10 protein-coding genes are annotated in these 11,889 nt (G+C 40.1%); 9 read left to right on the top strand and 1 reads right to left on the bottom strand.

The genetic code is table 11. The features are described from left to right. Positions 1-70: 70 nt before the first annotated feature. From WG989_RS20675 to WG989_RS20660, 4 genes are all read left to right on the top strand, one after another. Entirely contained in the window at positions 71-1,372 is a 1,302-nt protein-coding gene (locus tag WG989_RS20675; RefSeq protein WP_340432045.1) for a dicarboxylate/amino acid:cation symporter, read from the top strand. A gap of 47 nt (positions 1,373-1,419) precedes the next feature. Next, a complete protein-coding gene (locus tag WG989_RS20670; RefSeq protein ID WP_340432044.1) occupies positions 1,420-2,394 on the top strand; it encodes a DedA family protein in 975 nt (324 codons plus the stop codon). An 8-nt stretch (positions 2,395-2,402) separates the two neighbouring features. Further along, entirely contained in the window at positions 2,403-3,662 is a 1,260-nt protein-coding gene (locus tag WG989_RS20665) for an MFS transporter (RefSeq protein WP_340432043.1), read from the top strand. Positions 3,663-3,739: 77 nt separating this feature from the next. Further along, positions 3,740-4,735, top strand: coding sequence for a glycosyltransferase family 9 protein (locus tag WG989_RS20660; protein ID WP_340432041.1), 996 nt, complete (start codon positions 3,740-3,742; stop codon positions 4,733-4,735). 2 nt (positions 4,736-4,737) lie between these two features. Here WG989_RS20660 and WG989_RS20655 read toward each other — a convergent pair whose 3' ends face one another. Further along, the gene (locus tag WG989_RS20655; RefSeq protein ID WP_340432039.1) at positions 4,738-5,313 is read right to left on the bottom strand and encodes a hypothetical protein; all 576 of its coding nucleotides are present in this window, start codon (positions 5,311-5,313) and stop codon (positions 4,738-4,740) included. A gap of 410 nt (positions 5,314-5,723) precedes the next feature. Between WG989_RS20655 and WG989_RS20650 the strand changes: the two genes are divergently transcribed. The 5 genes from WG989_RS20650 to WG989_RS20630 all read left to right on the top strand — a co-directional run bounded on the left by WG989_RS20650 (position 5,724) and on the right by WG989_RS20630 (position 11,865). Beyond that, positions 5,724-8,798 carry a ligand-binding sensor domain-containing protein gene (locus tag WG989_RS20650; RefSeq protein ID WP_340432038.1) on the top strand — a complete coding sequence of 1,025 codons (3,075 nt, stop codon included), beginning with the start codon at positions 5,724-5,726 and terminating at the stop codon, positions 8,796-8,798. A gap of 45 nt (positions 8,799-8,843) precedes the next feature. Then, positions 8,844-9,473 carry a response regulator gene (locus tag WG989_RS20645; RefSeq protein ID WP_340432036.1) on the top strand — a complete coding sequence of 210 codons (630 nt, stop codon included), beginning with the start codon at positions 8,844-8,846 and terminating at the stop codon, positions 9,471-9,473. A gap of 74 nt (positions 9,474-9,547) precedes the next feature. After that, entirely contained in the window at positions 9,548-9,775 is a 228-nt protein-coding gene (locus tag WG989_RS20640) for a hypothetical protein (protein ID WP_340432035.1), read from the top strand. Between the two features lie 9 nt (positions 9,776-9,784). Continuing rightward, positions 9,785-11,041: a phage tail-like protein gene (locus WG989_RS20635; protein ID WP_340432034.1), complete on the top strand. Its 1,257-nt coding sequence runs from the start codon at positions 9,785-9,787 to the stop codon at positions 11,039-11,041. Between the two features lie 32 nt (positions 11,042-11,073). Further along, complete coding sequence (locus tag WG989_RS20630; RefSeq protein ID WP_340432033.1) at positions 11,074-11,865, top strand: phage tail protein; 792 nt, start codon at positions 11,074-11,076, stop codon at positions 11,863-11,865. Positions 11,866-11,889 lie beyond the last annotated feature (24 nt).

Here is an 11,889-nt window from a genome sequence, read left to right as displayed (position 1 = left end):
TTATTAACGGTTTAGAGGAGCATCTGTGCAACCCGAAAGCCGTATATTGCGGCTCATTTAAAGAAAGCCCATGGGTAAAGGAAACAGGTTAACGATCTACATTCTGGCTGCAATGGTGCTTGGTATTGTGGTAGGTTATATCGTCCACATTTCAGCATCTGACACTACGATTCAAAGCTTTTCCAAAAACATCAAACTGCTGAGCAGCATCTTTATTCGCCTGGTTCAAATGATCATTGCACCATTGGTGTTCTGTACATTGGTGGTGGGTATTGCGAAGCTGGGTGATCTGAAAGCTGTGGGCAGAGTGGGTGGTAAAGCCTTACTTTGGTTCATTACAGCATCGCTTGCATCTTTATTATTAGGAATGTTGTTGGTGAATGTATTTAAGCCGGGTGCTTATATTGATCTTAGCCAGGCCGATACAGAAGGTGTAAAAGACCTGATGACCAAAACATCTACCTTCTCTATACAGAATTTTGTTGAGCATATCATTCCGAAGAGTTTGTTTGAAGCGATGGCCACGAACGAGATACTGCAGATCGTTGTGTTTTCTATATTCTTTGGTGTTGCCGCAGCAGCCATTGGTGATTACACCAAGCCCCTGGTAAAAGCATTGGATGTTGCGTCGCACATCATTTTGAAAATGGTGAACTATGTCATGAACTTTGCACCCATTGGTGTATTTGGTGCGTTGGCAGCAGTAGTAGCAGCAAAGGGGTTGGGCATCTTCCAGTTTTATCTTATTTACTTTTTATACTTTCTGTTGGGTATTGCAATTCTGTGGCTTCTTTTAATAGGTGTAGGATTTTTAATTCTCGGGCCACACCGCATGAAAGTATTATTGCGCCGTATCAGTGGACCGTTGCTCATTGCTTTTAGTACTACCAGCAGCGAAGCTGTATTTCCGAAATTAACGGAAGAGCTTGAGCGCTTTGGTTGTAAGGATAAAATTGTTGCATTTGTATTGCCGCTTGGATATTCTTTTAACCTCGATGGCAGTATGATGTATATGACCTTTGCAAGCTTGGCCATTGCACAGGCATATGGTATCCACCTTGATCTTGGTACACAACTGGTGATGTTACTTGTATTGATGCTCACCAGTAAAGGTATTGCCGGCGTGCCACGTGCATCGTTGGTGGTAGTGTTGGCAACATGTGCTATGTTCAATATTCCACCGGAAGGTGTAGCCTTGATTCTCCCGATCGATCACTTCTGCGATATGTTCCGCAGTGCAACCAACGTAGTAGGAAATGCATTGGCAACATCTGTTGTAAGCAAATGGGAAGGCGAGTTGCATGATGGGCATGGACATCATCATGATACACATCACGGTCACCATCATGCCGATCATGGTCATCATGGATAATAAGCTTTCAAATAATAATTACGATCGATAAAACAGATTTACGAAACATGAAACGAAGATTGATACAGTTTGGGATGATGTTGTTAATGATAACAGGAATGAATACACTTGTTGCACAAAAGCAGGTGAGTGTGCGTGTAATGAATCAATATGAAGCAACAGCGGATGTGTTTACATTAGATGGTGTAGAGTATAAAACGGCGAAAGACGGATCAGTTACACTCTCTCTAAATGCAGCCGACTCGGTTACATTCGCCGGTGCTGAATACGATTCAAAAACTATTGCTGTTGCTGATTTAACCGAAGGAGCAACAGTTGAATTGAAAAAGCACTTTACGTGGAAAGATATCCTCAACCCCATGTTTTATATTAAATATGGCGGATTGTGGTTGTTGCTCTTTATCATTTTTGCTGAAACCGGTTTGCTGTTTGGTTTCTTTTTTCCAGGCGATAGTTTATTGTTTGTTGCAGGTATTTACAGCACCAATCTGTCGCATGAATTTATGAAGATCATCGGCATGGGTTCAGTTAATAATGAGTGGCTGGAATTGATCATTCTTTGTGCGTTGATTTCATTTGCAGGTATATTGGGTAATCTTGTTGGCTATTGGACGGGCCGTAAAGTTGGTCCGGCTATGTATAACTGGAAAGATAATTTTCTGTTCAAGCAACGTTACCTTCATGAGGCACATGATTTCTATGAGAAGTATGGTGGTGGTGCCATTGTGTTTGCACGTTTTCTTCCGTTCGTACGCACCTTTGCACCGATCGTTGCCGGTATCGTAAATATGGATCGCAAAAAATTTGTATTCTACAATGTGGCAGGTTCAATTGCCTGGGTGGTGAGTATGATCTTTGCAGGTCACTTTTTGCAGATATGGGTAAAGAACCAGTTTGGCATTGAGTTGAAAGATAAATTGGAATTGATCATCATTATTATTATTGCGGTTACAACGGCTCCTGTTATTTGGAAATTTTTCTTCGGAAAAAAAGCCAAAAGGCCTGAAACCAAAGCTGAATAATTATTGCTATGCTTGCCCGCCCATCAACCTCTGTTTTATCGTTACCGGTTATTGTAGCAGCACTTGGGTATTTTGTAGATATCTATGATCTGCTGTTATTCACCATTGTACGTGAGCCAAGTGTAGTTGGCGTTGGAGTTGATAAAGCCGATACCGCTGCCATGATCGCTGCCAGTACAAAGATCATCAACTGGCAAATGGTTGGGCTGTTAATTGGAGGAATACTGTGGGGTGTAATTGGTGATAAGAAAGGAAGACTCAGCGTTCTCTTCGGTTCTATTTTATTATACTCCGTTGCCAATTTTGTTACAGGGTTTGTTACAACTGTTGATCAGTATGCCTATGCCCGTTTTGTGGCAGGCATTGGTTTGGCAGGTGAGTTAGGTGCAGGTATTACATTGGTAAGTGAATTGCTACCCAAAAATAAACGAGGCATCGGTACATCGTTGGTAGCAGGCATCGGATTGTTTGGTGCCGTGTTTGCTTATTTCACCTATCAGTTTACGGATGATTGGCGGCTTTGTTATAAAATTGGCGGCGGACTCGGTATCGGTTTGCTTTTACTTCGTGTGAGCGTTGCCGAGAGTGGAATGTTTAATGAAGTGAAAGATAAGAATGTATCGAGAGGAAACATCCTGATGTTCTTTAATAACGCTACCCGTTTTCGTAAATATATACTGGCCATTTTAATTGGATTACCAACCTGGTATGTGATCGGGATATTGGTGAATCTCAGTAACCGCTTTGCGAAAGAATTTTATGGTGATACAAAGATCGATAGCGGACGGGCCATCATGTTTGCTTATGCTGCCATTGCGATCGGTGATATTCTCATAGGTTTTGTAAGTCAGTATTTCAAAAGCAGAAAGAAAGCGTTGTTTTTATTTTACGGACTCACGATCATTGGAATTGCATTGTTCTTTTCGCCACTGAACAGTTCGGATACGGCGATGTACGCCATCTGCACATTGCTTGGTTTCAGTACAGGTTTCTGGGCCATTTTTGTTACAATGGGTGCAGAACAGTTTGGAACAAATCTTCGTGCTACTGCTGCCACCACTATTCCAAATATGGTACGTGGTGCATTGCCGTTGATGAATTTAATGTTCCTCAACCTGTTTCAGAAATCATGGGGATGGGGCCTTACACAAAGTGGTATTGTTACCGCCGCTGTAGTGATCAGTGTTACATTAGTAGCAGCTTACTTTACAGAAGAAACGTTTCATAAAGATTTGAACTACGTAGAAGGCGAGGAGATGTTGCCGTAGAAAAGTTAATAGTGTATAGTTGATAGTTCATAGTATAGCACCATGAACTATGATCCATCAACCATGAACTTCAACAAATGAAATTTCTAATCATCCGATTCAGTTCCATCGGCGATATTGTGTTAACCACACCGGTAGTTCGTTGTTTAAAACAACAGGTGCCCGATGCTGAAGTACATTATCTCACCAAGTTTAGTTTTCACAAAGTCATTGCGTCGAATCCCTACGTCGATAAGTTTCATTATCTCAATAACGATTGGGATCTGCTGCTGCATCAATTAAAGGAAGAGAAGTTCGATTATATCATTGATCTGCATCGTAACATTCGAACTTTAAAGATCAAGAAAGAACTGAAAGTAAAATCGTTTTCGTTTGATAAACTGAATGTACAGAAATGGTTATTGACGAATTTAAAGATCAACCGTATGCCGGCGGTTCATATTGTTGACAGATGTTTTGATACGGTAAAATCATTCGGCGTAAAAAATGATGGAAAGGGATTAGATTATTTTATACCAGGCGATGAAGAAACCAAACAGGAAGATCTGCCACATGCACATGCGTTGGGATACATTGGTTTGGTAATTGGTGCAGCACATGCAACCAAAAAATTACCGGTACATCAATTACAAAAATTATGCGCCGCTTTGCAGCATCCAATTGTGTTGCTGGGCGGACCAGACGATAAAGCAGCTGGCGATGAAATTGCAGCGATCGACGACATAAAAATTTACAACGCCTGCGGTAAATTTTCGATCAACGAAAGTGCTGATCTTGTACGTAAAGCAAAACTCATCATCAGTCATGATACCGGGCTGATGCATATTGCTGCCGCATTGAAGAAACCCGTTATCAGCGTTTGGGGAAATACTGTTCCGGCATTTGGTATGACGCCTTATTATGGAAACAATCCGGTTACAACTGCTCAATTCCAGGTAAACGATCTTGGTTGCCGGCCTTGCTCAAAAATTGGTCATGATGCCTGCCCGAAAAAACATTTCAAGTGTATGGAGCTGCAGGATGTTGAATCGATCGCTGCAACTGCACAGGCGTGGGCAAAGGAATTACGTTGATTTTATTTGATATGCTTCCCGGTCCAAACGCCTTCCTTATTAAATACATTGAAGCCTGCATTTGAATCTGAACAAATATAATCACCGGTCCATTCTCCATTCATATCAAAATGGTTGTAGGTTCCCACGTTTGTGAGCACATAATAACAAGTCCAGGTTCCTTTCAAATCAAAACAGATCAACACATCTTTTGACGGCCTCGTAATGTAACCCGTCAGATTGTCTTTTCCGTCGTAAATATATAGACCTCTCCAGTTTGCACTGGTTGGATATAGATTTTTATACAATAATGGATTCAGCAATTGATTCTTGAGAGGGTTGATCTCGTCGTTCAGCTTTGGATTGATGCTGCTGCTTTCAACCGGATTGATCTCTTTATTAAAAACCGGATTGATGTTCCTGTTTTTTTGCGGATTGATACCGTGACTGTATTCAGGATTTATTTTTTTGTTATGTAGCGGACTGATGTTCAAGTCAATCTTCGGATTATGCAATGCTCCGGGTTCCTGGGCATTTACAGTTACTGCTGTTACACAAAGTGCAAACAACAAAAGGCTCAACAATAGCGGAGTTCTCATAACATAAGTTTAATCAGCACAAGATGTGCATCAGGTTAACACTCGAAATTCAATAACAGAGGTGATGAGAAAAGGCAAGTCTGTTCAAAGGATTATGTTAGAGGCTGTAAATATACTCAATAAGAATCAAAACGGAAATGGTCAGCAGGATTGTTTGCATCGTTTCATTGTATTGTTGTCGTATGAAACAGTATCAAAAGCAGCAATCGATACAATTGCAGGAGTTGATATAATGAAAATTTGCAATGCCTGTAGTGATCGATCCTGCAATGAAATTACAAACGTTGTCAGCAAATAAAACAGATCGTCCGCCTTCATTCGGGTATGGAGCTGCCTTAAAATGAACCAGGTTCTGTTACTACAAAAGATCAGGCAAGTGAAACACATTAAATAATTTCACCCTTTTATGGATGTACGATCTCAGGCAGTTTATTGTATTTTTAGGCATGGCCAAACTGCTGTTGTTACTGCTTTCTTTTTTTGTTTGTGTAATTACACAAGCGCAGCAACAGTCGTTTTTTGAAACACTAACGGAAAAAGATGGCTTGTCCGACAATCGTGTTACTTGTTTTCTAAAAGATAAGACCGGTTTTTTATGGGTAGGAACCAAGAATGGATTGAACCGCTACAATGGTTTTGATTTTTCAGTGTTTGTGCCTGTGAAGAACAGTATTTCAAATGAGCTCATAAATGATATTGAGGAAGATAAGAATGGATTCATCTGGGTATCAACCATGAGTGGGTTGAACCGCTACCATCCAGTAAAGAAAATATGGCAACGTTATGAAGCACTTGGTATTGATACACCGAGAATGTTACTGAACCCTATTGTATGGGACAGTTATATTGATGATAATAACAGGCTATGGCTCGCAACAGATTTTCAAGGCATATCGGTATTTGATAATAAAACACAAACATTTACACACTATCCCTGGAAACGAATTGTTCCCCAATTACTTCCTCAATACAAGGGGCGGTATTTTTCTGTATTAAAGATTCTTCCAAAAACAAACGATGAATTATGGTTGGCCACAACATTTGGGTTGGTTGTATTTAACAAAGTAACCGGTCGCTATTCAGTAGCAGGGCATGGCTACGAAACCTATTCGCTTGAAATGGTCTATAACCGGGCACAGGCAAAAGTATTTATTACATTATCCGGTAACAGGATATTTTGTTTTGATGAAACAAAGAAAACATTTAAGGAAGTAAGCGTATTAACTATTTCATATCCTTCAGTAAAATTTTCGTTACCTGCTATTCAATACGATTGGGTTGGGGCCTCTGATGGCTTGATGTTGATTGATGCAGCATCAAACAACGTGTACCTGCAAAAAAATATACCGGAATTATCTGTTTCATTGCCGGAGGGAAGCATCCGTGATGTTTACAAAGACAACTGTGGTATTACATGGCTGGCAAGCGATAACGGAATTGTAAAATACGATGGCAATAATCAACTCGCATCATTTCTGCCACTCATGAATGTGTCGGATCGTGTTGGCGACAATCCCATGTCGGGTTTGTTGTATGATGCAGAGGATGATCGTTATTTTTTATGTTCAACAACAAAGGCAATGGTGTTTATCGTAAACCGAAAGAACAATACTGTTGAAACAATTTCGGGTACAGCTGACGGAAAACGATTTGCAAGTTGCAGAAACGTAAGGAAAGACAGAAAAGGTACTATCTGGTTGCTTGCAGATGATGCAGTTTATCAATATAATAAGTCATTAAAAGGCTTTGTACAATTTCCAATGCCCGAAGGCAAAGGCGCTTTCAGGGATGTAATAGTAGATACAGATGGCAACTATTGGTTTAGTGGCTTTATAGGTACTATTAGTTTTTACGATACCAAGAGGAAGAAATTTACTATACCTGCCGATTCAGCAACAGTTGCTGACATTATTAAAAGCAATCCATTGTTTTTAGATACAATAAATGGCAATGTATGGATCGGTACGTTTAGTCATGGCGTTTACAAGTATCATTTGAAAACCAAGAAGTTTACATTGTATACCGAATCGCCCGAGGCAAGACACTACACTCCGCTCAATCTGGTACATGATATTACACAGGATAAAACAGGCGCTGTTTGGGTCGCTACGCATTCGGGCGGAGTGTTAAAATATGTTGATGGGAGGTCGTACGGAAAATCATTTACTGTTTTAAGTATGAGTGAAGGCTTGAGCAGTAATAATATTTATGCAGTGAAGGCGATTGATTCAAACCTGTGGGTAGTAAGTGGTAACCATCTTTTTTCGATCAATATCTATACAAATAAAATCACCCGGCCCGTAAGTGGCAAACAAGTATTTCCATTTACTTCTTATTCCTCGCACGACTACTGGCCACAACGTTTGGCATATGATGCAGAACGAAATGAGATCAGTATAGCAGTAGGTGGCGGGGTGATGTTTCTTGAAAATAAAAAACCAATCAGTAAGGAACGGTTTCCATTGGTATTAAATGCTGTTATTATAAATGGACAATCGCTTGCAGACAGTTTATTGCTTTTAAAACGAACTGTATTTAATTCTCCTCTAAAAGATCTGGTGATTTCTTTTTCAGCTTTGCATTATTCATTGCCGCAATTACTGCAATATGAATATAAACTGGAAGGGGCAGATGTACAGTGGCAACAGGCAAGCAATATCAACCGTGTACAGTATCAAAATCTATCAGCAGGGGATTATCAGTTTAAACTCAGGGCAAAAACATTTCATGGCACAGTATCACAAAATGAGATTTCGGTTACGTTTGTAATAAAGCCATTCTTTTATCAAACATGGTGGTTCCGTTTGTTTTGTGTGCTGGCAGTTGCTGCTATCCTATATGCAGTTTACAAATATCAGCTGAATAAAAAACTGGAAGTGGAACGTTTACGCCATCGTATTTCAAGAGATCTGCATGATGATATTGGTTCGGCGCTTACAACCATCAACGTATTAAGTAAAGTGGCGCTTAACAAAGGCGATGATCAAAGCAGTGTACAGGGTTATCTTACACGTATTAAAGATTCGGCACAGCAAACCATGGAAAGCATGAGTGATATTGTGTGGGCTATTAACCCAACAAACGACTCACTTGAAAGTATGCTGGTGCGCATGAAAGAATATGCAGCCGAGCTGTGTGAAGCAAAGGGAATTGAATTGAAGTTTGATGCTGACAGCAGTATTGCCCATCGAAAACTGGATGTGGCTTACCGGAAGAATGTTTTTCTTATTTTTAAAGAAGCGGTAAACAATGCGGTGAAATACAGTAACGGCAATAATCTGCTGATCACTCTTGGCATGAAAGCAGATCACGTACTTCATCTTTCCGTTGCAGATGATGGGAAAGGTTTTGCTGGTGTTAAGAAGAATGGAGGTAATGGTTTAAAAAACATGAAGAGCAGGGCAGAAGAACTAAACGGAACATTAACGATCAATACCTCAGCAGAAAACGGAACCACTGTGCAGCTTGATTTGCCCATTACCTGAATTGGGGTATTATTTATAATAACGCATCATTAACTTGTGAATCCGATGGTCAAAAAAATCATCATATTCGAGGACAACAGTGGGTTACGTAAAGGGCTTGAAGAATTACTGCAACTTACAGATGAGTTTGTGGTGATTGCTTCTTACGATCATTGTATGCAGGCCGAGCAGCATATAAAAACGGATATGCCTGATGTGGTACTGATGGATATTGATATGCCTGGCCGCAGCGGTATTGAAGCAGTTCGGCTTATCCGCACATTCAATAAAGAAGTGCAGATCATTATGCTTACTGTGTTTGATGACAGCACACATGTGTTTGATGCTATTTGTGCAGGTGCATCAGGTTATTTGCTCAAAAAGAATGTATCAGAGAAATTAATCCCTTCTATTAAAGAAGTATTAGATGGCGGCGCACCCATGAGTCCGTCCATTGCAAAAATGGTGGTAAACTCCATGCAGCATTCACCAACTGCCAACGTGTATAATTTTACAGAAAAGGAAAAGATCATACTCTCTCTCTTATGCAAGGGCAACAGTTATAAAATGATAGCCGATGAAACCGGCTATGCATTTGAAACCATTCGCTCTTATATTAAAAAGATCTACGAAAAATTACAGGTGCATTCTGCCACCGAAGCTGTGAGCAAAGCCATTAACGAACGGCTCGTTTAATTTTCTTCTCCCTTTTTTGGGGTTGTTCCTTTTTTTTCTTCTCTCCACTTTTACAATACAACAATGCATTACGTATGCGGACATTGTATGTATTGAATATCATCGGCCTCATCCTTTTTTTTACGGTAGTTGAATCGAAACGGCTCACACAACAAAAAGAAAAAAGAGCAACTGTTGTTAAAAAAGAGATGGCAGTAAGAACAAACCCTCTTGCAGTGCAGGAGTTCGTAAGGCCATTTGCCTATCCACTACCCACAGGTATTATTTTAAAATTCGCTTTAACAACATACATCAACCACTAAACCTGGCTTATGCAACGAGTTTTATTTGTGATCTGTTTTTTTCTGAATGCTCTTGTTGTAAATGCTCAAAGTGCGGCAATTAACACCGATGGCAGTAATGCTGATGCAAGCGCAATTCTTGATGTTAAAAGCACAAACAAAGGCTTTTTACTTCCACGCATGACAACCGCACAACGCACAGCAATTGTGTTACCTGCTAAAGGATTAAAAGTATTTGATACAGATACCAATAGTTTTTGGTTTTATAACGGTACTGCGTGGGTGGAAATAGGCATTGGTAAAAATCAATGGGTACCATCGGGCAATAATATATATAACAGCAATAGCGGCAATGTAGGAATAGGAACCAATACGCCCATTAGTAAATTAAGTGTGGTTCATGATGGCACAGGTTTGTTGGTAAAAAGTACAGCGGGGTATTCGAATATAGATATTGATGCGGCTAATAATGAACCTCGTGTAAGGTGGTTTCGTAACGGAGTTCTAAAATGGGATTTACACAGTACAAATCTTTTTACTCTAAATGCTTCTTTTGGATTGAGGGAAGAAGGATTTGGGTATCGTCTGTTGATTCATGGAGGTACAGGTAATGTAAGTATAGGAAGGGATAATGCCAATGCTAAATTACATGTGGGTGGTTCAGGTTTATTTGAAGATGCAATTACCATTGGCTCTAATACACATAGTGCATCCCATTCACTTAATGTGTACGGGAGCTATGGAATTTTGAGTAAAAGCACTTCCGGATTTTCGATAATAGATATTGATGCGTTCAACGGTGATGCTGCTCTTCGGTTTAGCGACAATGGTAATCTGCGTTGGAATATCAGGAACAGATCCAGTGACGATGGCCTTGAGTTTGTTGAATTTGGCGGGGGAAGCAGGATGCTGATTGAAAAAAATACAGGCATAGTAAAAATTACTAATCAGTTAACGGTTGATGCTGGCAAAGGTATTGTTCGCAGTTCTAACAGTAACCAGTTAATGATGCATTATGTATCCGGTGAGGTTGGAATACCTGATGCTCCTTCGGGTTATTTTGCTGATGCTACATTTGGCTATCCTGATATTTTTACAGGAACACCTCGTGTAAGTGTCGCCAATATTGTAAATGGCACCGGTACATTTCATCGTTGGGTACTTACTGTTCATTCTGTTGATACTACTGCCAAAACATTTAAAGTCAGGTTTTATAATTCTTCGAGTACTGCTTCAACATTTAGCGGTACCTATTACTTTTTAGTGGTGGGAGCGGCCAATGATTAGATGATTTTAAAAATGAAATCTGAAAATTTAGTATGAAAAAATATTCTCTTCTCTCCTCAATTCTGTTACTGAGTTTTGGATGCTTTGCACAAAGTGCAGCCATCAACACCGATGGCAGCAATGCCGATGCAAGTGCCATGCTTGATGTAAAAAGTACCAACAAAGGAATGCTGGTGCCACGTATGACCACTGCACAACGCACTGCTATTACATCTCCTGCAAAAGGCTTATTGGTGTTTGATAATGATACCGGTGGTTTTTGGTTTTATAATGGCACAGCGTGGACATCATTAACAAGCGGAGATCCCGTTAATGTGTGGTCGAGAAATGGAAATAATATCAATAATAACAACAGTGGTAATGTAGGTATTGGAGTAACGAATCCATCTACAAAATTAGAAGTGGCGGGAGTAGTTAAAGCAAATACAATTGAAGTGGTTCAGGGCAATCAGTTTGACATCATCAATAAAGGAGCCGGTACAAGCATTACGTATCATAAAGGCAATAAAGGAGTAGGGATAAACTATGTTATCGCAATAAAAGGACAGTTTCCATCACAGGGTTCAGGAAACCCGGCATACAGTAATATTATTCTTGGTGAAATAAGATTGTTCAGCGGCAATTTTCCACCTGTTGGTTTTGCTTTTTGTAATGGACAGATATTGCCCATAAGCGGTAATGAAGCATTGTTTTCATTACTGGGCTCTAACTATGGTGGTAATGGCAACACCAATTTCGCTTTGCCTGATTTACGAGGAGCGGTGCCTGTTGGAAATGGTACGCCTGTAAGTGGCGCATCGTGGGCATTGGGCGAAAAAAATTAATTGTGATGCTGATTGTAATTTGAA

The organism is Lacibacter sp. H407, from assembly GCF_037892605.1.
In the GTDB taxonomy this organism is placed as follows: Bacteria; Bacteroidota; Bacteroidia; order Chitinophagales; family Chitinophagaceae; genus Lacibacter.
The sequence above is the reverse complement of the archived record's forward strand: the minus strand, read 5'-3'. Positions and strand labels throughout refer to the sequence as shown.

What these genes read in the sequence shown, in the direction of transcription:
- WG989_RS20675 (WP_340432045.1), top strand. Translation starts at nt 71, where the DNA reads ATGGGTAAAGGAAACAGGTTAACGATCTACATTCTGGCTGCAATGGTG.
- WG989_RS20670 (WP_340432044.1), top strand. Translation starts at nt 1,420, where the DNA reads ATGAAACGAAGATTGATACAGTTTGGGATGATGTTGTTAATGATAACA.
- WG989_RS20665 (WP_340432043.1), top strand. Translation starts at nt 2,403, where the DNA reads ATGCTTGCCCGCCCATCAACCTCTGTTTTATCGTTACCGGTTATTGTA.
- WG989_RS20660 (WP_340432041.1), top strand. Translation starts at nt 3,740, where the DNA reads ATGAAATTTCTAATCATCCGATTCAGTTCCATCGGCGATATTGTGTTA.
- WG989_RS20655 (WP_340432039.1), bottom strand. Translation starts at nt 5,313, where the DNA reads ATGAGAACTCCGCTATTGTTGAGCCTTTTGTTGTTTGCACTTTGTGTA.
- WG989_RS20650 (WP_340432038.1), top strand. Translation starts at nt 5,724, where the DNA reads ATGTACGATCTCAGGCAGTTTATTGTATTTTTAGGCATGGCCAAACTG.
- WG989_RS20645 (WP_340432036.1), top strand. Translation starts at nt 8,844, where the DNA reads ATGGTCAAAAAAATCATCATATTCGAGGACAACAGTGGGTTACGTAAA.
- WG989_RS20640 (WP_340432035.1), top strand. Translation starts at nt 9,548, where the DNA reads ATGCGGACATTGTATGTATTGAATATCATCGGCCTCATCCTTTTTTTT.
- WG989_RS20635 (WP_340432034.1), top strand. Translation starts at nt 9,785, where the DNA reads ATGCAACGAGTTTTATTTGTGATCTGTTTTTTTCTGAATGCTCTTGTT.
- WG989_RS20630 (WP_340432033.1), top strand. Translation starts at nt 11,074, where the DNA reads ATGAAAAAATATTCTCTTCTCTCCTCAATTCTGTTACTGAGTTTTGGA.